14 protein-coding genes and 3 pseudogenes are annotated in these 21545 nt (G+C 67.8%); 15 read left to right on the top strand and 2 right to left on the bottom strand.

Translation table 11 applies throughout. The features are described from left to right. Positions 1-7 precede the first annotated feature (7 nt). Entirely contained in the window at positions 8-1450 is a 1443-nt protein-coding gene (locus tag ACZ7SW_RS29230; protein WP_470233569.1) for an MFS transporter, read from the top strand. A gap of 267 nt (positions 1451-1717) precedes the next feature. On the opposite strand, the pseudogene ACZ7SW_RS29225 reads toward ACZ7SW_RS29230, so the two are convergent. After that, positions 1718-2803, bottom strand: a pseudogene (locus ACZ7SW_RS29225) (AMP-binding protein). Positions 2804-3820: 1017 nt separating this feature from the next. Here ACZ7SW_RS29225 and ACZ7SW_RS29220 point away from each other — a divergent pair. The 12 genes and pseudogenes from ACZ7SW_RS29220 (at position 3821) to ACZ7SW_RS29165 (ending at position 18013) form a co-directional block, all read left to right on the top strand. Next, positions 3821-6652: an AfsR/SARP family transcriptional regulator gene (locus tag ACZ7SW_RS29220; protein ID WP_470233568.1), complete on the top strand. Its 2832-nt coding sequence runs from the start codon at positions 3821-3823 to the stop codon at positions 6650-6652. Between the two features lie 162 nt (positions 6653-6814). After that, on the top strand, positions 6815-7783 hold the full coding sequence (locus ACZ7SW_RS29215) for a cutinase family protein (protein WP_470233567.1): 969 nt from the start codon (positions 6815-6817) through the stop codon (positions 7781-7783). Positions 7784-7983: 200 nt separating this feature from the next. Beyond that, a pseudogene (locus ACZ7SW_RS29210) lies at positions 7984-9119 on the top strand (APC family permease); the annotation flags it as partial. A gap of 935 nt (positions 9120-10054) precedes the next feature. After that, positions 10055-10423 (top strand): annotated as a pseudogene (locus ACZ7SW_RS29205) (M20/M25/M40 family metallo-hydrolase); the annotation flags it as partial. 383 nt (positions 10424-10806) lie between these two features. Next, positions 10807-10929 (top strand): hypothetical protein, encoded by a 123-nt coding sequence (locus ACZ7SW_RS29200; RefSeq protein WP_470233566.1) that lies wholly within the window; start codon positions 10807-10809, stop codon positions 10927-10929. A 9-nt stretch (positions 10930-10938) separates the two neighbouring features. Beyond that, on the top strand, positions 10939-11076 hold the full coding sequence (locus ACZ7SW_RS29195; protein WP_470233565.1) for a hypothetical protein: 138 nt from the start codon (positions 10939-10941) through the stop codon (positions 11074-11076). 775 nt (positions 11077-11851) lie between these two features. Continuing rightward, on the top strand, positions 11852-12250 hold the full coding sequence (locus ACZ7SW_RS29190; protein WP_470233564.1) for a hypothetical protein: 399 nt from the start codon (positions 11852-11854) through the stop codon (positions 12248-12250). Next, on the top strand, positions 12247-12819 hold the full coding sequence (locus tag ACZ7SW_RS29185) for a UbiX family flavin prenyltransferase (RefSeq protein ID WP_470233563.1): 573 nt from the start codon (positions 12247-12249) through the stop codon (positions 12817-12819). The genes ACZ7SW_RS29190 and ACZ7SW_RS29185 overlap by 4 nt, the downstream gene beginning before the upstream one ends. Positions 12820-13063: 244 nt before the next feature. Continuing rightward, positions 13064-14194, top strand: a complete 1131-nt coding sequence (locus ACZ7SW_RS29180; protein WP_470233562.1) for an LLM class flavin-dependent oxidoreductase — start codon at positions 13064-13066, stop codon at positions 14192-14194. A gap of 130 nt (positions 14195-14324) precedes the next feature. After that, positions 14325-15809, top strand: coding sequence for a UbiD family decarboxylase domain-containing protein (locus ACZ7SW_RS29175; RefSeq protein WP_470233561.1), 1485 nt, complete (start codon positions 14325-14327; stop codon positions 15807-15809). 225 nt (positions 15810-16034) lie between these two features. Beyond that, positions 16035-17510, top strand: a complete 1476-nt coding sequence (locus ACZ7SW_RS29170) for a CoA transferase (RefSeq protein WP_470233560.1) — start codon at positions 16035-16037, stop codon at positions 17508-17510. Between the two features lie 158 nt (positions 17511-17668). After that, on the top strand, positions 17669-18013 hold the full coding sequence (locus ACZ7SW_RS29165) for a hypothetical protein (protein WP_470233559.1): 345 nt from the start codon (positions 17669-17671) through the stop codon (positions 18011-18013). Positions 18014-18072: 59 nt separating this feature from the next. On the opposite strand, the gene ACZ7SW_RS29160 is transcribed toward ACZ7SW_RS29165, so the two are convergent. Then, positions 18073-19053 (bottom strand): IS3 family transposase, encoded by a 981-nt coding sequence (locus ACZ7SW_RS29160; protein ID WP_470233558.1) that lies wholly within the window; start codon positions 19051-19053, stop codon positions 18073-18075. 685 nt (positions 19054-19738) lie between these two features. On the opposite strand from ACZ7SW_RS29160, the gene ACZ7SW_RS29155 reads away from it, so the two are divergent. After that, positions 19739-20596 (top strand): SMP-30/gluconolactonase/LRE family protein, encoded by an 858-nt coding sequence (locus tag ACZ7SW_RS29155; protein ID WP_470233557.1) that lies wholly within the window; start codon positions 19739-19741, stop codon positions 20594-20596. Between the two features lie 98 nt (positions 20597-20694). Further along, the gene (locus ACZ7SW_RS29150) at positions 20695-21417 is read left to right on the top strand and encodes an enoyl-CoA hydratase/isomerase family protein (protein ID WP_470233556.1); all 723 of its coding nucleotides are present in this window, start codon (positions 20695-20697) and stop codon (positions 21415-21417) included. The last annotated feature ends 128 nt before the right edge of the window (positions 21418-21545 follow it).

Genomic DNA, 21545 nt, shown 5'->3' with positions numbered 1-21545 from the left:
GACCGTGATGACCACCAACACCCCCGGCGACGCGGTCCCCACCGCACAGCCGCACGCCGCCGCGCGCATCGCCGGACTGGGCACGCTGCTCGTCCCGCTGATGCTCGTCGAGCTGTTCAGCGGCGTGCTGCAGCTGTACTTCAGTCCGCTCTATCCAACCTTCGCGGCCAAGTACCACATCGACATCGCGACGCTGTCGTGGGCGCTGATCGTCTTCACGCTCGCCGGTGCGATCGCCACCCCGGTGTTCGCGGCGCTCGGCGACGTATACGGCCACCGGAAGGTACTCAAGGTCGAGGTCGGCGTGGTCCTCGTCGGCACGATCCTGATCGCCGCGGCGCCGAGCTTCCCGGTTCTGCTCGCCGGGCGCTTCCTGCAGGGCACTTTCCCGGCGTTCCTGCCGCTCATGTTCGGCATCGTCCGCACCCGCCACAGCGCGGACACGACCCGACGGGCGGTCGCGTACCTGTCGTCGGTGCTGCTCTTCGGCACGGCCGTCGGCGCGGTCAGCACAAGTCTCCTGGTGAAGCTCTCGGACGGGCCGCAGCTGGTGACCTGGCTGCCGGCGGCCGGCCTGATCGCCGGGTTCGCTGCCTTGCGGGCCGGGCGGGAGACCGGGTTCGTGCGCAACCTCGACGTACGGATCGACTGGCTGGGCATCGCGCTGCTCGGGGTCGGGCTGGCCGCGCTGCTGCTCGGGCTCGACGAGGGCCCGACCTGGGGCTGGACGTCGGCCCGCAGCGTCGCCGCCGTGGTCGGCGGGGTCGCCGTCCTCGCCGTGTGGGTGGTGGTCGAACTGCGCGTCGCGCAGCCGCTGGCCGACCTGCGGTTCCTGTTCCGGCCGACGCTGGTGCCCGTCTACCTGGTCGGAGTCGGCGTCTACTTCGGCATCGTCGGCGGCCAGGTCGCCAGCGCCACGTTCATGGCACTGCCGCGCGGCAAGCTCGGCTACGGTCTGGGCTTGGACGCCTCGCACATCGCTCTGATGTTCCTGCCGATCCTCGGGGTCGCCGCGGCGATGGCGACGCTGACGGCACCGCTCGGACGTCGTATCGGGTACTCGTGGGTGATGGCGCTCGGGGCCGCATGCGCATGCTTGAGCGCAGTCGGGCTGATCCTGTTCCACGGCTCGGTCGGTCAGTACCTTCCACTCGTCACTCTCGCCGGTGCTGGCCTCGGCTTCGTCGAGGGGTCGACGCGCGCCGTCGTCGTCGGCGAACTGCGCGACGGCGAGGTATCGATGGGCCAGGGGATCTACGAGCTGTCCACCGTCCTCGGCTCGGCACTCGGCGCCGCCGTACTAGGCGGCATCCTGTCGGCCCACACCCTCGCGCGGGCGCCCTCCGAGCACGCCTTCGTGCTCGTCTGGACGACGATGGCCGGGCTCGGCGTGGTCGCCGCAGTCGCAGCCGTCGTGCACGCCGTCCGCGACGGCCGGGCACGGGTGTAGGAGCCCACACCGTCAACTCGGCCCGACGACCATCCGACGGTGGTCGCAGACGCCGGTGCCGGTGAGTTCGTCGCAGCCGATGAACGCACCGGCGCTGCACTGGCTTGACGTTGACACAATCAGCCGGCACCGGTGCGACCGCGACGGCTGGAGCCGCACGGCACCAGCCGCTCGCCGAGACGATGCGGGGAAGCCACGAGCCTGGCCCGCGCCCTGGAGATGGCATCGTCGCCGAAGCCAGCACCCGACCGCACCTTCCGCCGGTGGTCAGGACGACCGTGCCGCCGAATCTCGCGATGTTCGCGGCACCTCTTCGCCGCCCGCCGCCGGCGTCGCTCCATGCGGTACAGCGTGCCGAGTCGAGTGCGGGGATCCCATGCGTTCCCGGAGAGGTCTCACTCGCACGCTGATGCCGAAGATGCACAGTTCGCCGACCTTGCGGTACCGCTCGCGCGGCGCGATGCCGGGCGGTGAACCGCTTGTCGTGATACGACGCGACCCCGACTGGATGAACGCCGAAGGGCCGTGCGGAAGGACTCGTGGTCCTCGTCGAATACGTCGCGGCGCATGGATTCGTCGAATTCTGGATCCTGCGGGGCGCTTGTGGACGCGCGACACAGGCTGGTCATTCACTGGCCGGCCGCGCGCCGCTCGGCGATGCGGGTCTGAGCCGAGAACCCCAGCTCGCCATGACCAGCCGCCTCGGCGGCAGTCAGGTTCTCGGCCCGCCGCAGCGAGAACCCGGACGTGGAATCCCTCGTCCTGCATTGCGGCAGCCGTCACTCGTGCGCCTTCCCTTTCCCGCCGGGAAGTGAACTCCCCCGGGTCGAGCACCGCCTCCGGCTTGTTCCAGTAGCCGCTCATCAGGCCGGCGCCGCGGTAACCGATCTCGCCGACCCCTCCGTCAGGGACGTCGTTCATGTCCGGGTCGACGATCCCGATCCCGATCGCGACCGAGGACACCGGCTTCCCGATCGACCCCAGCTTGCGCAGCGCGTCATTGCCGTCGAGAGCGCACGCCACCGACGACATCTCGGTCTAGCCGAACAGCGACACGTTCTGCGCGGCGGGGAAAGTCGCGGCCATCCGCCGGAGCAACGCATCCGTCGCCGGAGCCGCGCCCCGGCTCAGCCAGCGCAGCGCAGACAGATCGCGCACGCCAGCTGAGGGTTCGTCGCACAGCGCCTGCCACTGGACCGGCACGAGGAAGACACTGTTGACCAGCTCCCGTTCAAGAAACCTCCGCACCTGCCCGGAGTCGAACACGCCCGACCGCTGGACGACGATAGTGCCGCCGATGTGGAACGTCGGCGCGGCGACGAGGTTGACCTCGTGGCCGTTTCCAGATGGCACACCGAGATGCAGGTCAAGCTCGGGGAAGCAGGTTCTGATGGGTCAGCATCGCGCCCGTCGGGTGCCCGGTGGCCCCGACGGGTACGTGATCAGCGCATGACTGCGCTCTCTCACGTCGGCGACCGCGGCGCCTCCCGGCTCGGCGAGGAGCCGATCGTGGGACTCGGCCGCCTCCCAAGCGGAAGCTCCCGCCAAGGCGACAGTGGAGCGGTCGCCGGAAATCAAGATGACGCATCACCCCGGTTGCGAAAAAGATGATCTCCTGCAGCACCCCCCGGACCTCGCCTCTCCTCGGCGCGCGACGACCGGAATGATGTCGTTCCCGGAAAAGCATTTCCAGGGCGTTTCCACACCGCGAACCTGGAAGCGGAATCTGAACCTCCGAAAGACCGCGCGGCCGGGTGCGGGCGCCGCGCTCGGTTAGAATTCGCGGAAACCCGTCGAGCGCAGGAAACCCATGGCCTTTCCCCTTTTGGGCTTTCGCGCGGGACAATGAGACCGCGATCCGCGACCACGGGGCGTTACCCCGTGACAAACGCACAGTGCCGATCTCCCCCTCACGGGCGATCTCATTCGAGTGCATCGACGAGAACGTCCCGGTACGACCTCTTCGCCGAATGAGAAACTTTCGGCTTAACAACCGGAGCGCCATGACACGGAAGTCCGCCGACCTGCCCGGCACCCCCATTTTCGATGCGATCATCGCGGAGATGAGAGCTGACAGCCCTGAGCTTCGCGCGAGCGAGCCGGCCGATGATCGCTCGCGCGCGACGGACGCACCGAGCACCCCCGCGCCGGCCTCACCCGGCTGAGGACGTGTGCCAGCCAAAGCGGGCCGCGTGATGGGGCCTGCCCACACGCTGTCCTGATCCGACGAGCAGCGGAGGCAGGAAACCCGATGCCCCGAAATCTCACTGTCGTCTTTGCGCGAGCCCGCCCGGCATGCCCGAAGCGGAGCTGGCCTGATTTCCTTGCCGTGGTGACTTAGAATGATCACCCGTACCAGCAGCGTCACCCATGCGGGTGATCCGGCACGTGGGGGCAGTCATCGGCAGCGACGAGTCCGGTCCGGTGTTGCGGTTCACCGTGCTCGGGCCGGTCCGCGCCCGCTACCGCGACCGGCCGATCGCGCTCGGCCCGGCTCGGCAGCAAGCGGTGCTGGCCGTCCTCCTGCTCGACCGCGGCCGCGCGCGCACCGCGGACGACCTCCTGCGCATGGTCTGGGGCGGCAGGCCGCCGTCGAGCAAATCCAACCTGGTTTCGGTGTACCTCTACCGGCTGCGCGCCGCCTTCCGCGCGGCCGGCGTGCCGGGCGAGGTGATCAGCAGCGGCCCCGCCGGGTACCGGTTCGCCGCGGACGCCTACCTCGACGCCGCGCATCTCGACGAGCTGCTCGAAACAGCGCGTGCCGCCCGCCGCGTCACCGACGAGGAGGCCGCTCTCGCCCAGGCGACCGGACTGCTCGGCGGTGAACCCCTGGCCGGGTTGCCGGGCGACCACGCCGCCGCGGAACGCGAACGGCTCGCCGGCCGCGGTCTCGCCGCGTGGCGGCAGCTGGCCGAGCTGTGGCTCCGCCAGAACCGGCTGACGACCGCCATCGACGCGCTGACCAAACTGGTCGCCGCGCATCCGCACGACGAGCCGCTCGTCGCGCTCCTCATGCGGGCCCGCTACCGCGGCGGCTGGGCGTCCGACGCCTTGGCCGACTATCGCGGCCTGCGCCGTCGGATGGTCGCCGGACTGGGCGTCGAGCCGGGTCACACGCTGCGCGCTCTGCACGAAGCGATCCTGCGGGACGACGCCGCGGCCGTCGAAACCCCACGCGGCGCGGGCCGCGACGAACTGCCGCCTGACGTCTTGCTCGCCGGGCGGGAGGCCGCGGTCGAGGAGATCGCCGACTCGCTGGTCGGGCACCCCGGCGACACACCCCGGCTCGCCGCGGTCGACGGCATCGCCGGAGTCGGAAAAACGGCGGCCGTCGTGCACATCGCGCACCGGCTGCGCCCGGCGTACCCGGACGGCGCGCTCTTCCTCGACCTGCACGGCTACACCGCGGGCCGCGCGCCGCTGACCGCGCCGGACGCGCTCGGCCGGCTCCTGCGGACCGTCGGCATCGCCGACCGCGAAGTGCCCGACGACCTCGACGAACGCGCCGCTCTATGGCGCGCGCGGACCGCCGGCGCCCGGTTTCTGCTCGTCCTCGACAACGCCGCGTCGGCCGATCAGGTCCGGCTGCTGCTGCCCGGCGGGAGCGGCAACGCGGTCCTGGTGAGCAGCCGCGGCCGGCTGGCCGGTCTCGACGCCGACCGCCAGCTCACCCTCGACGCCTTGTCCGAAGAGGTCGCGGCGCAGCTGATGACCGCGTTGGTCGACGACTCCCGCGCCGCCGCCGAACCCGAGCAGGTGCGCGCCGCCGCCCGGCTGTGCGGCGGCCTGCCGCTCGCGCTGCGAATCGTCGCGGCCCGGATGCGCAGCCGTCCTCAATGGACATTCGCACACCTCGCCGCCCGGCTGGCCGAGCGGCGGCTCACCGAACTGGCCGACGGGCCGCGCAGCATCGAGGCCGCGTTTTCCCTTTCTTATCAACGACTTCCGGAAGCAGAGCAACGAGTGTTCCGGTTGCTGGGCGAGATCCCCGGCACGACTCTGGACAAGAATTGCGTGGCCGCCCTCGCCGCCGTCTCCCCGGCCGAGGCCGAAGAACTGCTGGAGAACATCGTCGACGCGAGTCTGCTCGACCTCGTCTCGCTCGACCGGTACCGCCTGCACGACCTGGCCGCCGACTACGCCCGGCGCCTTGCCCGCGAAATCCCGGATCCGCATGCGCTGGACCGAGTTCTCGCCCACTACGAAGCCGCCGCCCGCGACGTCCGCGGGTGCCTGACCGGCGACGGAGACGTCGCCGACGCGAACGCGTGGCTGACCGGCAACCGGGTCGCGCTCGTGGAACTGGTCGAGTACGCCGCGGCGAATGACCGGCTCGCCGCGGCGGCCCGGATCGCGACGATCCTCTCCGAGCCGTTCACCATGCACGCCTGGTTCAGCGACGCCCGCCGGATCCACGAATCCGTCCTCGCCGCCCGGCCTTCCGACGACGCTCCATTGTGGATGGAACTGGCGCACGTGCACGGCATGCGCGGCGCGTACCGGCAGGCGTGGGACTGTTTCGTCCGTGCGGAGGAAGGATTCGCCCGCAGCGGCGACGACGAGGGCGCGACCCGCGCGCTGGCCGGCCTCGGCGCCGCGGCGCGGGCACTGGGCCGATACCGCGAAGCCGCCGGATACCTCGAACGCGCACTCGCCGAAGCCGACCGGCTCGGATACGCGATCCCGAAGTTCACCCTGCTGCCGAACCTCGCGATGGTCCATGAGCACAACGGCCGCTACGACCAGGCGCTGGAGCAGGCCCGCGCCGCCGTGGAGCTGGCCGCGGACATCGGCGACAACCGCCGGCTCTGCTCCATGCTCGGACTGCTCGGCCAGCTGCTGCGCGACTCGGGCGAGCTCGCCGAAGCGGCGCGGGTCCTCACCGACACCGTCGAGCTCGCGCACCGCACCGGCAACGTCCGGGTGCACGCGCAGGCGCTGACCGAATTGGGCGCGGTGTCGTCGCTGCGGGGCGACCCGGACACCGCGATCCGCCACCAGCTCGCCGCGCTGGAGATGGTGGACACGGACGCGCTCGAGACAATGATCATGCTTCGCACCCACCTTGGCGAGGCTTACCTGGCCGCTCGGCGCGAACAGCAGGCGGCGGACCAGTTCACGGCGGTGCTGGCATTGACCGACCGGGCGCCGAACCCGGTGGCCCGCACGCGCGCACTCGCCGGATTGTCCCGCTGCCCGTGAGCTCGTCCCGCCGGCCCAGTCTCGCGAGATGGAATCTGGATGAAATCGGCCGCCGCCAGTGATTTTCCCCCTCCGCACACTCTTGACCAGACGATCACCGCGCCCGGAAACTGCTGGCACGCCCCGGGCAGCCGCGCCCGGGACCACTGGAGGGACCAGATCTTGCGACTTCTCAAAAAAACCTGCCTGCTCCTCGCCGGAGCGGTGACCGCGGCCGGCGTGACCGTCCTCGGCGCGGGCGCACCGGCGTCGGCGGCCGACTGCAGCCACGTGTACTTCCTCACCGACGGCCACACCAACGGCACCACCGGCGGCACCTGGGACAGGAACGGCACTGTCCCGCCGCCCGGGGCGCACCTGGAGAAATTCCTTTACGACGACGGCATCATCCCGGTCGTCGAACCGCACGACCTCGACACCACGCAGAAATACGCGGGCCCCGCGCTGGAGAAGAAGGTCACCGACTTCCACCAGTCCTGCCCCGGCGCCCCGATCACGCTCGTCGGCTACTCGTTCGGCGCGCTGATCTCCGGCAACGTCGTCGCGAGCCTCGCGAGCAAGAACGCCGTACCGCACAATCTGCTCAACGCCGTGCTGATCGCGGACCCGCGGCACGCCGTGCACACGACCGGCGTCGAGGGCCCGGCCGGCGGCATCATGTCGGTCGCCCCGGACGGCCCCGGCATGCACACCACCGGGCCGCGGAACTTCGGCGACATCAAGGTCGCGAACATCTGCCGGCACGACGACATCATCTGCAACGCGGTCAACCCGGTCTCCAACGCGCAGGGCTTCATCGGCGAAATGCAGCGCTTCAACACCGCGCACACCGCCTACGGCGACCAGAACCCCGACCGCAGCCCGTGGCACAACCCGGCCGCCTTCGAAAACTCCGGCGACCTCATGCTCGCCCCGTCCGCCCCGATCACCTGGGGCGGCCCCGCTTTCCCCGCCCCCATGCCGCGCGACGTGCTGAACCCCAACCCGCTCTACCAGGGCGTGATCAACGGCCTCAGCCAGTCCGGGGACACTCTCGACTGGGCGAACGTGCTCAACTCCTTCGGCCTTCCCGGCGACCAGGCCACCCACGAGATGATCGCCGCGCTCGAAGCCGCCGGAAAGTACTGGTGACCCCCTAGCGGCACAGCTGACCCGCGCGCGGCGCCCAGCGCCTGCTCCCCGGGTGCCGCGCGCGTCCGCACGCCCCTCGACCGGCCGCATCCACCCGGCGCGTCCGCCCCAACCCGGTTCGAGCCGACCTGCCCGTTCCACGGCCAAAGGACCCGCCGCCCGTAACTGAACGGCCACGCGACCCGATCGACCTCCGCAGCGAGATCGTCGGCTGGGCGATCGGCTGGGATCTCCTGCTGGAGTACACCGCCATCGTCGCCGTGGTGGCGATCGGCATTTCGGGCTACTTCAACGATCTGATCGGTTTCCTGCACATCGGCCTGCCGCAGTGGATGATGGGCGCGCCGAGAACCGAACCGGCCAGCGTCGCCGCGGGACCGTACAAGATCAACCTGTTCGCGGGTGCTCCTCTGCCTGCTCATCGCCTGGATCCTGAACCTCGGCACGCAGAAGGCAGCCCGGTTCGAGACCGCGCTGGTCTACCTCAAGGTCGCCGTGGTCCTCGTCGTCATCGTGGTCGGCGCGTTCCACATCAAGACCGGGAACTACAACCCGTTCTTCCCCTTCGGGATTTCCGGCGCGTTCGCGGGCGCGGCCACCGTGTGTTCTTCGCGGCGTTCGGCTACGACGCGATGAGCACGGCCGCGCAGGAGTCGAAGGACTCGCAAAAGCACATGCCCAAGGCGATCCTGTACTCGCTCGCGATCTCGATGGTGCTGTACATCCTGGCCTGCCTGGTGCTGACCGGCATGGTCAAGTACACCGACATCAACTCCGAAAGCGCCTTCTCCAGCGCGTTCGGCTCGGTCGGGCTTCCCGTCCTCGGCGCGGTGATCGCGATCGGCGCGATCCTGGGCATCCTCACGGTGTTGTTCACCTTCATGATGAGCGCCTCGCGAGTGGGCTACTCCATGAGCCGGGACGGGCTCTTGCCGAAGTGGTTCGGCAAGACGCACCGGAGCAAGCAGGTCCCGACCCGGATGACCTGGCTGCTCGGCGCCGCTTCCGCGGTCATCGCGGGCCTGCTGCCGATCGGCGAAGCGGCCGAGCTGACCAACATCGGCATCCTGCTCGCGTTCGTCGTCGTCTGCGTTTCGGTGATCGTCCTGCGCTACCGGCGCCCGGACCTGCCCCGCGGTTTCAAGTGTCCCGGGATGCCGTTCGTGCCGATCGTCGGGATCGTTTCTCGCTGCGGCTGGTCACCTTCCTCGACCCGCACACGTGGTTGCGGTTCGGGATCTGGCTCGCGGTCGGACTGGCGATCTATTTCGCCTACGGACGCCGCAATTCCCTGCTCGCTTCCCCCTCCGCGGAAAAACCGCGCGAGGACGGCTGATTTCGCATCGGTCTTCCCGCCGGTGCTCAGAGCGCGCGTCCGTGCCGGGCCCCGGAGGGTGAGTGAAAGGGCTCCCAGATTGACGTCTACTCCACGAACCCGGATTCGCCTTCCGGGTCCTCGGTCGTGGAGACGTGCCGGTCGGTGAAGGAATCGATGTCGTCCAGACGGACCGCCCAGCCCCGGCGGCCAGGTCGCACACGGCCACCCACGCGGACGACACACAGCGCGAGTCGCGGGTGTGTTTGTTGCGGTTAGCCGGGAAACTTTCCGCCTTCGTCTTTGCGTCGGCCACGGCCTTCGCGTCCTGGGGGTTCACGGTCAGTTCCACGGCGCATGCCTCGAGCGCCTGGGCGGCTGCGTAGTCGGTGCCTTGGCTCGGTGCCTTGGCGCGATCCGATGCTCAGGACAGCGTTGTGCGCGGTCTTGGTGCCGGGGTTTCTGCACCTCGGTGTCCCATCATGGCCCCAGAGGAAGGAGGCAGAAGGGGCGTTGCCCGTTTCGGGCAGGTGAGCGGGGTGCGGGCAGACCGATGGCCCGGCTGTCGTGCCGGGCTGGCGGCGTCCCACGACGACCGGGGAGGGTTCGGCCCGGTTGAGGCGGTCGGTCAGGCGGCCTCGTGCGCGGACGCTTTCGGCGGCAGGCACGTCCGCTTGCATCATCGAACGAGTGAACCCCATGGGGCTCGGGTCAATAAAGGCTCGCGAACCGTCCTCTCAGATCAAGGCGGGCTTTTGTCTCAACCAAGCCAGGAAGGGAAGATGCCGCATTCAGATAAGCCGGTGGTTCAGTCGCAGTCGACGGGATATTCGGCTCCACGGCCGCGCGCTGCCCGCGAAGTCAGCGGGTACCTTGGATATCGTCGAGGGAAGCATTGAAGCTCGGACTGTTCTGTAGTGGACCCGGCGCGTCAGTGAGCAGGGAGAGGGCAGGCTATGGACTGGGTTACCACGCTCGACCCGGCATTCCAGCAGGAACTGGAGTCGCTGTACAAGGATCTCCACGCTCATCCGGAACTGTCATTCGCCGAGAACCGGACCGCCGGCATCGTCGCCGATCGGCTGACCGCGCTGGGCCTCGAGGTACATACCGGTATCGGCCGCACGGGTGTGGTCGGCGTGCTGCGCAACGGCGAGGGACCGGTGATCGCGGTGCGCGCCGACATGGACGCCCTGCCGGTGCGAGAACAGACCGGGCTGCCCTATGCCAGCACCGCCACCGGAACAGGCACCGGCGGCGAGGAGGTGCCGGTGGCGCACGCCTGCGGCCACGACATGCACATGACCTGCCAGTCACCGCGAGCGGTTTGCCCAGCGGATCGGGTCCCAGGGTCTGAGTGGGGTCGTAGGTGTAGGCGGTGCTGGTCGGCCGGCGCACGATCTGCGTGGCGGTGAGGGTTTGGCCGAGTTCGTCGTAGGCGGCTTGGTCCGTAGCGGAGGTCTGCTGGCCGAGCGAGTTGTAGGTGTACGTGGTCAGCGGGGTGATCGAGGTCGTGGAACCCCGTGGGGTGCAGGCGGGTCGGGAGACGCCGAGCAGTTCGGAGTCGGCGTCGTAGGTGCTGGTGGTGATGTTGCCGTCGGGGTCGGAGACGGTCGTCTTGTCGCCGAAGGTGTTGTAGCCGTATTGGCTGATCGGGTGGGTCGAGGCGGGTGCGCCGCCGCTCGTTTCGGTAGCCACCGCGGGGGCGATGACGGTGACGGCCCGGCCGGCGGCGTCGGTGGCGACGGTCGTGGTGTCGTCGCTCGGGTTCGCGCCGGCGGCGTTCCCTCGCGGGTCGGTGACGCCGGTCAGCTTGCCGCGCTGGCCGTAGGTGGCGGTGGTGGTGGTGAGGACGGCGGCGCCCTTGTGCACGGATTGGGTGGTCTGGTCGCCGAGGGTGTCGTCGCCGTACTCGGTCTGCTCGGTGACAGTCCCGTTCGCGACCGTCTTCGTCGTCACCTGGTTGTTCGCGTCGTAGGCGAATGTGGTGACGTGGCCCGTCGGGATCGGTGCTGGTGCTGACGCGGCCAGCCGCGTCGTAGGTCTTCGTGGCCGCCCCGGGCACCGACGACAGATCGAACTGCGAAGCGGGGTGCCCGGCCGGGGCGTAGAGGGCGGTGGCCACGCTGACCGCGACCTGGGTGCCGATGTGCGTCGAGGCGCGGGCCGAGGCCGACAGCCTCGACGCCCCCGCCGACGACGTCGGAAACCTCCGAAGTTCAGCGGCGCTCGTCGCGACCGGTTCGAGCGGGCAAACCAGTCGCGTACGGCGTTCTGGAATTCTCTGCCCGGTCCACATCCGACGTTGCCACTTCTTCCTAATCTTGGGTTCGAACGTGATTTCTCGATTCAGTGGAACGTCGGTCCGTACTTCGCCTGCAGCGTCCGATACCACAGTCTTCGAAGCACGGCCAGGATTGTCCCGGTGTTTCTTGCGTCCGAGATGTTCGGTCATTTCCTCGTGCGGCACCGTTTCCGGAACGTTCACGGCGAACAGCATCGGCAGCCTGTCGGGACCGCCCAAACGCCAGCCCCGCGCCTCGGTCCGCCATCGCCGCGGCAGGCTGCTCCGGCGACAGCGGCACCGGTCTCCCGTCACGCTTCCGTGGACTCACAAGGGTGATATGACCACTCACGGTGCTGTTCTTCCGAGCGGCGCTGGGCGTCGGAAACATCGATCGTGGCATGGTCCAGACACCGGCTCGGCCGTAACATCGGTGCCTGCCGAACAGTGCTGGATTGGGGTGCCCGGAATGGCAGGAACGCCGGACTTGCGCGAGTTTCTCGAGAAGCTTCGCGGGCTGGGTGAACTCTTTTTCCACTCCAAGGCCGGCTTCCCCCTCAAGACCATCCTTGTCGTGACCGACGACCTCGATATACACGATCCGAACGAATTGATCGGGGCACCCGCCACGCGTCATTCTCATTCGCGTTCCAACGGGGTTTTCCGCAATCAAAAAATCTGGGCCGTATCGCCGTTCATCAGCGGTTTCGACGGAGCGTCCGGCGTGGACAAGGTGGTCTTCAACCTCTTGCCGCCGCCCGGGGTGGCGATTCCGCCGCGAACCAAGTTCGAGGTGAACTATCCGCCCGAAGTGCGGGTTGCGGCACTGGAGAAGCTGCCGTCCGCCCGAGCGGGGCAGTCCGGATGAGCCAGGCAGGCAGCCAGCGGCTCGTCGTGGGGATGTCCGGGTCGAGCGCACCCCACCTTGCCTACACATTGTTGCGAGCCCTGCGCGAGATCCCCGACGTGCAGACGCACCTGGTGGTGACCCGGGGCGCCGAACTGTCCATCAAGATGGAGATGGACATGGACGTCGGTGAATTCGAGCTGCTGGCCGACGTCGTCCATGACGCCGGCAACCTTGGCGCCGCGATATCTTCAGGATCGTTTACCACCATGGGAATGGTCGTGATCCCGTGCTCGATGAAAACACTGGGCTGCATCGCCAACGGAATCACCGTCGACCTGGTCGCCCGCGCCGCCGACGTGTGCCTCAAGGAACGACGCAAACTGGTGCTGGTCACCCGCGAGACACCGCTGAACCTGGTCCATATCCGCAACATGGAGACAGCCACGCTCGCGGGGGCAGTGGTGCTCCCGCCGATGCCGGCTTTCTACCACCGCCCGAACACGATCGAGGATTTGCTGAAACAGACTGCGGGCAAAGTGCTCGATCAGTTCGGCATCACACACAGCCTGTTTCAGCGTTGGGCGTAATGGACACCGGCATATCGTTGCGTTCGGCGCGTGATGCTCGATGCGGACGACGTTGCCGCCGGTATCCGTTCTTGTTGAGCAGGCCGATGACCCGGTGGGCGGGGTGCTCTTGGCGATCCGCCGTCCCGCCGGGTCAACCCCGACCCGGCGGGACGGCGAAGACCGTGCGGCCCCGCGGCCAGTCGGCCGAAGACGTTCCGCACCACCAGAACGACGCGTGATTCGCACCGGAAGGCGTGTACCGATGAAACTCGGAGCATTTCTGATCAACTCCCACCCGCCGGAGCGGTCCGTCGTCGACGGGCACGAACAGGACCTGGCTCAGATTCAGTTTCTTGAGCAAGCCGGGCTGGACGAAGTCTGGATCGGGGAGCACTACACGGCCCGATGGTCCCCATGCCCAGCACCCGACCTCTTGATCGCCCAGGCGTTGATGCTCACGCGCCGGATCAAACTTGGCCCGCTCGGCCACTTGCTGCCTTACCACCACCCAGTCGAACTGGCCCACCGGGCAGCCTATCTCGACCACCTCAGCGGAGGCCGGTATCAGTTCGGCGCCGCGATCAGCGCGTTGCCCACGGATCGGCAACTGTTCGCCATTGAGCATCAGTCCGGCCTCAACCGCGAGATGACGTTCGAAGCCCTTGACATCATCGACGGCCTCTGGGCGCAGGGACCGACTGAGTACCGCGGCCGATTCTGGAACATGGACCGCCCGGTCGGTTCCCTGCCGACACTCGGCTACTTCCTCGAGCCGTTGCAACGCCCCCGACCGCCGATCGCGATGGCGGGCATGACCGCCGGTTCGGCAAACCTGCGGCTCGCGGGAGCCCGTGGCTATCTCCCGGTGAGCCTCGCGATCACCCCTGACGGCCGGCAGCTGGCCCGGCAGTTCGACACCGTCGCAGAAGGTGCCGCCGCGGCGGGCCGGACCGCCGACCGCGGGCAGTGGCGGATCGTCCAGGACATCTTGGTCGCGCCGACCGACGCGGAGGCGCGCCAGCTGGCTCGGGACAGTGCGATGGCTCGTTGCTGGAGTGAATTCTTGCTGCCGCTGTACCTGCACCTGGGACTCGGACCGCTCCTGGGTGCGCTGCCGGACGGCACCGTCGTTCCGGACGACGAGATCGGCCTCGATCATCTGCTCGAGCACCTCTGGCTGGTCGGGTCTCCCGAAACCGTCACCGAAAAGCTCAATGAACTGTCCCGCACGACGGGCGGTTTCGGAACGGTGCTGCTCAACTGCTACGACACCGCCGACGAACGCGAAACCTGGCAGCGGTCGGTCCGCTTGCTGGCCACGGCCGTGCTGCCGCGGTGCGGAGAATCCTGCGATGTGCCACCGGGAATGGCCGTCGACGCGCAACCCCGATGACGACGGTGCAGCACATGCCCGCTTGCTGTCTTGGGTCACAGCAGCGCCGGCCTGTGCCAGTTGCTCAGCCAGCAACGCGACCCGTGACAAGACCGGCAAGCCGAAACCAGATGAGTGAAAGGTGGATGCGATGACGAACACCCGTTCGGATATGAGGCGTCTGAAATCGATCGACGAATTCATCGGAGTCCTCGAAGGCCATAACGATGTGCAGGTCGTGACGGCGCCGGTGTCGTTGCAACTGGAGGCAGGCGCCGGGATCCGCTACGCGTATGAAAACAACCTGCCGGCGGTGTTGTACACGTCCGTCGAAGGCTATCCGCGATACAAGCTCATGGGTGGCTGCACCCCGTTCTCGTCGGATTCGCGAAACCCCTACGGCCGGCTGTCTGCCGCGCTCGGCCTTCCCTGGGAGACCAAGCCTCTCGAAATCCTGGAGTTCCTGATGGAATTCCAGCAAGATCACCGTTTGATCCCGCCGGTCGTCGTCGAAAACACCACTCGCACCAGTCACGAGACGGTTGATCTTTTCTCGTTGCCGGCACCGTTGTTGCACGACGGCGACGGCGGCGAGTACCTCAATACCCTCGGCACGATGGTCGCGCGAACTCCCGATGGCGCATGGACCAACTGGCATGTCTGTCGAGTGATGCGGGTAGATGCCACGCGACTGACCATTTGGACCCGCGACTTTCAGCATTTCGGCCAGATCTACAACATGTGGAAGGAGATCGGCAAGCCCATGCCGTTCGCCTTCTGCCAGGCGCCCGAGCCAGCCGCCACTGTGGTTTCCGGGATGCGCGTGCCCGCGCAGGTCGACGAAGCGGCGTTCCTGGGCGGATGGTTCGGCGAAGCACTGGAAGTGAGTCCGTGCGACACCGTGGACCTGCATGTCCCCGCTACTTCGCAGGTCGTCGTCGAGGGGTACATCAATATCGACGAACGGCACAGCGAAGGGCCGTTCGGCGAATGCGCCGGCTATCTGATCCCGTCGTTGGTCTGCGAGGAACTCGTCGGGCACGTCACCGCGATCTCCTCGGTGCCCGAACCGACCGTGAGCGCGGTGCCGGCCGGCAAGCCGGTCGACGACGACCACACACTCATCTTCATCGCGCACTCGATGGTCAACACCCAACTGCTTCGGGATGCCGGCCTGCCCGTCTCCCACTGCTGGGTCAGTCCCGAGAGTGCCGGATCCCAATGCACCGTCACCGTGGACAAGAACTGGCCGTCGCGTTACTCCGGTGATCGCGTCAGCTTGTTCACCGAAATCGCAAACCTGCTCATAAAGGAAGGAAAGATCCCGTGCGTGATCCACACGGTCGTCCTTGAAGACGATATCAACCCCACCGACCCCCGGGATGTGCTGTGGGGGTGGTGCAGCCGCGCTCCGGCAAACGAGATGCTGACTCTTGACGGCTACGCCACAGAACTGTCCGTCGGGTTCAGCCTGGAAGAACACAATGCCCTCAACGGGAAACACAACTTCTACAACGGGCTGCAGCAGGGGTGGTCACTGCAGTCCACCCCTGCGTCCTTTACCGAAATCTATCCCCCCGACGTCCAGCGGAAGATGAAGGACATCATTGACGGCACCACCGCGCAGAATCGATAGCTGAGAACTGCCGGTTCGCCCCCGCGCTCTCCGCGCCCGAAGCTGGATTCCTTCGACGAGCTACGGTTTCGGTGCATTCGATCGGGCCTCGGCTCGACAGTCCAAGGACAGCTGCTGCCCGGTGCCTCCTCGGCAGTGATGCACACGCCATCACGATCCACCACGCACTGGCCTGACTGAGACTCCGAGGCGAGGATCCGGTCGCCGAACCTGAGAGGACATGACATGACCGCCACCACGCCTGTGCCGATCCCGAAGGGGTTGACGTCGTCGCCGGACATCTACGCCGATTTCGCCAGGATCCTCGAGCCGCTGGGCCTGGACATCCGGGACACGGGAGGCCAGGTCGCGTTCACCGGCGAGGATCCGATCCTGCCGAGCAAACACCGCCTCGGCGCCATCATGGCGATGGGCATGATGGCGCCAGCCGTCGGAACCCAGATCCTGTACCGGATGATGGGCGGGCCAGCCCAGGATCTGTCGGTCGACCTGCGCGATGCGGTCACCCAGATCTTCCCCCAGACGTACTTCTCGCCGACCGTGGCGGGATACCCGTACTTCAAGGCCATGTTCGAGAATCCCCTGGGGATGGCGGTCTACCCGACCAAGGGAGAGCGCTGGTACATGCCGACGGCGATCTACCCGAAGATGGTCACCGATTGGCTGGGATTGCTGCGTTGCGACTTCACGAAAGCCGCTGTCGGGCAAGCCTTCTCGACTTGGGATGCCGATGAACTCGACGCGGTGGTGGCCGAGCGCGGCATGATCGGAGCGCCGTGCCTGACGCCTGAGGAATGGTACGCACACCCTCAGGGCGGCCACCTCGCTGAGGTTCCGATGATCGAGATCGTCAAGATCGGAGACTCCGACCCCGAGCTGCCCCCGCTGCCGCGGCCAGACCGGCCGCTGTCCGGGTTGAAGGTGCTCACCATGGCCCACGTCATCGCCGGCCCGATCACCGCCCGCACTCTCGCCGAACAGGGCGCACAGGTCCTCGATCTTTACGGGCCGGACTTCGAGGAACGACCGGGAGCTGTGCTGGACTGCCGGCTCGGCTTCCGCAGCGCCTGGTCGAATCTGAACCGCGCCGAGGACCGTGACCGAGCCAAGGACTTGCTCCGGTCCGCGGACGTGTTCGTGGAGAACTACCGCGGCCGCAGAATCGCCCAGTTCGGGCTCTCGGCGGAGGAGGCTGCCGAACTGCGGCCCGGGATCATCTACACGTCACTGCGCGGATTCGGCTGGGACGGGCCGTGGTTCGACCGCGGAGCCTTCGACCCCGACGCCAACGCCTGCACCGGCTACATGAGTCTGGAAGGCACCCCCCACGCTCCGAAACTTCCGCCGACCGTGGTCCTCAACGACTACCTCGCCGGATACCTCACCGCCGCAGGCGTCCTGGCGGCCCTGAAACTGCGGGCCGAACACGGCGGCAGCTACCACGTCCGAACCTCCCTGGCGCGGTTCTCGATGTGGTATTCGCAGCTCGGACTGTTCGACAACGCCTACCTGCGCGATGCGGTCAAACACCCCGACCATCAGGCCAACCCGGTTCGAACCTTCGAATTCCGCGGGGGCTACGGCAAGCAGGTGCACCTTCAGCCAGGCATCACCTTCTCGAAGACTCCGAGCCGATGGGAAATCCCCGGCGGTGGCCCGATCGTCTCCCCCATCGGCTATGGGGAACCGGAGTGGCTGTGAACGGTCGATCCGCGCGGCCTGCTGGTGCAGAGCCTTGGTGGCATGCTCATCGCCACCGGGCCGGGGTACGCCGAAGCCGCGGGTGTCATCGCTGACCTCCGCGGGAGCGCGGCATAGTCCGGCGATGGTGGCGCTACGTCGAGCCGATCAGGGAGACGATGGAAGATCGACTGCGTGCTGACGGTGTGCCGGGCCGAGAGATCATCGGAATCTGCGATGCGCTCCTCCTTGCCCGGCAGCAGAACTGCGAACGGGCATCGTTGGTCGCGGACGCGGTGGGACTCGGGCCGCGGGATCGGGACGAGTTCCTCGACGCCGTCGAGCTGCGCGCCGCGGTAACAGGCCGCGTCCTGCTTCCGGCGGCAGGTACCTGTGCTCGGATGGGGAAGCCGGACATCGATCTGATAGGGGTCCGCTCGATGGCGACGTCGCGGCAGGGCAAGCGCACGTTGCTCGATCGGCTCGGCTTCTGCTGCGATGGAGCGGTGCGGCGTACTTCGTGAACTGTCCGCGCGGTCGCTCCGACGAATACAGGAAGCCGAGCCTCGGACCGCCCGCTTGGCTAATAGTGCTTTGTGCAGCTTCCCCCCGAATCGTGGAGGACTCCTCTATGCGGCTCGGTTGGCCGCGGCGGTCTCGTAGTCGATCGGGGACTGCATGCCACAGGAACTGAGGCGACGTCGTCGATTATAGAGGTCGACGACCCGTTTAACAATAGTCTGCTGCGCTTCTTTCCGGGTTTGAAATTATGCCGGGAGAGTACTTCGTGTTCCAATGTTGAGAAGAACGATTCTGCCGCGGCGTTGTCGAAACACGACCCGGTCCGACCCATCGATTGCCGAATGTCGAGCTTGTCGCAGAGCACGGTGAAGGTATGCGCGGTGTAGGTCGACCCGCGGTCGGAGTGGAAGATCACTCCGGCCACCCGGTCCTTCCCGCCACGCGCGGCGACGGCCATCTTGATGGTCTCACCAGCGAGTTCGGCGTCCGGGTGACTACTGGTGGAGTAGCCGAGCAGCCGGCGGGAGAACAGGTCGATCGCGGTCGAGAGGCAGAGTTTGCTCTCGTCGGTGAGGATTTCGGTCATGTCGCCTACCCACTTTATGCTCGGCGCCAGCGCGGTGAAGTCCCGTTTCACCAGATCCGGGAACGGCACCGCCCGTTTGTCCGGCCGGGCCAGGTTCTTCCGCCGCTTCTTGGGGCGTGCGACCAATCCCTGGCGGGCCATCGACTTCGCCACCGTCTTCTCGCTCACCGTCCACCCGGCAGCGCGTAAATCGACGAGAATACGCGGAGAGCCGTGCAGGCCATGCGCGGCGTCGAACGCCTCGGCGACCGCCGCGTCCAGCTCGGCCCGTCGCTGCTCGCTTGATGGGGTCGAACTCCTCCCCACGACCTGCGCGTCGGCCACTGACAGCTCACGACTGAACCACTGGCGGCTCCAGCAGCCCGCCTCGACGGCGGTCTCCCGGAACGCGCTCAGATCGGCCGCGGGCGACCAAAGCCCGGCCGGCCAGGCGCGGACCTCGTTACGGACTGTCATGCCGAACTGCCTTCCAGGCGTGCCCCTGGCTGTCCGGAATGATCGGGGTGTGCGGGCGCGGAGCGGGGATGGCTTTCCTGCTGGCGGCCCTCGATGGTTCAGGAGGCCTGGCCCCTGCCCCGCACCCTTGTGCTGACCGCTGAATAGGCATTGCGATCCAGTGTCAGCGCCGCGACGCAGCTTGAGGCCGGCAGACCCGGACCGCGAATCCGGCCAGATCACCTCGTCGTGCCGCCCGGCGTGCACGAGGCCCTGAGCGGGAACCCGAAGGCATGGCTGCTTCCCGGGCACAACTGGCCAGCAGAGTGATCCGCGAACCCGAGCGCGATCGGCCGACGGTTGATTATCTAGCGATAGCTATATACCGTCAGGCTCGGAATACCGACAAGGAGCCGTGTGCGGGTGCCGACCGCCAAGCGGCTTTGGCAGCCAGGAGAAGAAGGGTCGGCGTCGCAGCGGCACCGAATCCCGAAGGCGGCGCCGGACCTGCCGCTTCCGGTACCTCGCGTGCGGGAACTAAGCGACCGGGCACAGGACGGCAGCCCGGCGACGGGTGCCCCAGGGAGCATGCCCGCGGCGCCTCAGCGGGACAGCGCCCGGCACCATCGTGCCGGGCCTCCGCCCGCTCCCGCGCATCACGGATGACCGGCGCGACGGCGGACGTCGTCGCGGATTGGAGCGAACGATGAAACGGCATCAGCTCGAAACGTTCTCCGAAGGACACTGTTTCCTGGAAGGCCTGCGCTGGCACGACGGCAGCGTGTGGGCCAGCGACTTCTTCACCAAGGAAGTCAAGAGGTTCTCCGCCGACGGGTCCTGGCGGGCGGTGGCTCAGATCGCGGGAGCGCCCTCCGGGCTGGGGTTCCTCGGCGACGATTCGATCCTCGTCGTCTCGCAGGCCGACACGACGGTGCGCCGGATCGACCGCGAGGGCGCCGTCACGCTGCACGCGGATTTCAGCGCGGTCGCCGGCGGCCTGGGCAACGACATGGTGGTCTCGCCGACAGGACACGCTTACGTCGGCAACTTCGGCTTCGCGGTGGGCGAGGAGGACCCCAAGCCGACGCGGATCGCGCACGTACGGCCGGACGGCGGAGTCGATCCGGTCGAGGGCGAACTGTTGTTCCCCAACGGAATGGCCATCACCCCGGAGTCGGTGCTGCTGGTAGCGGAGACGTGGGGCCATCGAATCAGCGCCTTCGACCTGGCGCCCGACGGCTCCGTCTCGAATCACCGGATCTGGGCACAACTCGACGAGTCGCTGCACCCTGACGGGGTCGCGCTCGACGCGGACGGCGGGCTGTGGTTCGGCAACGCGCTCTCGCTTGAAGCCGACAGCGGGTTCTACCGGGTCGTCGAAGGCGGCGAGATCACGGACGTCGTGCCCGTGACCGGAGCTTGGGCGGTGACCTGCGCGTTCGGCGGCGCGGGACTCGACACGCTGTACCTGGCCTGCACCACCACGACCGCGGAGCAGTTCCACGACGGCATCTCCTCTTCGGTGCTGGCGAAAGCGGACGTCGGTCGCCGCGGGCGGCCGTGAACGAGCCTCCCGCTCTCGCCAGGGCCGGCCCGGTCCCTGCACCAGCGGCCGTATCTGTCGATCGCTCAGTCTCCACAAGTCGATTGAGGTGCCTCTCCATGACAGACCTCGTCCTCCGTTCGGACTCCGACGGCGTCGCCACGCTGACGCTGAACCGTCCGGACAAGCTCAACGCGCTCAATCCCGACGTTTTCCACGCGTTGCGCCGGCACGTCGACGACATCGCGCGGGACCCGTCAGTCGGCTGCGTGGTGCTCACCGGAGCCGGCCGGGCTTTCTGCGCCGGCCACGACCTCGCCGCGCTGAACACCGTTCCGTACGATCCGTCGTTCGAGGCCGAGACCGTCGACGCGCTCGAGCGGCTGCCGCAGCCGGTGGTCGCCGCGATCCGCGGCTACTGCCTGACCGGCGGACTGGAGCTCGCCCTCGGCTGCGATCTGATCGTCGCCGGCGAGGGCGCTCAACTGGCGGACACGCACAGCGAGCGGGGGCTGGTCCCGGTGTGGGGGATGTCAGTGCGGCTGCCGGAACGGATCGGCACCGCCCAGGCCAAGTTGCTTTCCTTCACCGCCAGGCGGGTCACCGCCGCGGAGGCGCTCCGGATCGGGCTCGTCGACCAGGTCGTCCCCGAGGACCGGTTCGACGACGCGGTCACCGCTCTCGCCGCGGAAATCAGCACGAACTCCCGTGACAGCAACCGCATCGTCAAAGCGCTCATGCGCGATCGGCACGACAGGCACCGGCAGGACGCACTCGGCCACGAACGCTCCATGCCGTACGGCGTGCCCGAGGACGCGCACGAACGCCGCTCTGCGCGCTGATCCCGTACGGTCCGAAGGCGAAAGACGCTGGAAGCTCGGGAGATCGCCGCCGGCTTCTCCCTTGCGGTGCCGCGAGCTGACCCGGCGAACGGGCGCGACTGTCGCCTCGGACCGGGCTCCCCGGACCT

Source organism: Amycolatopsis sp. NPDC114484 (assembly GCF_055633755.1).
The sequence above is the reverse complement of the archived record's forward strand: the minus strand, read 5'-3'. Positions and strand labels throughout refer to the sequence as shown.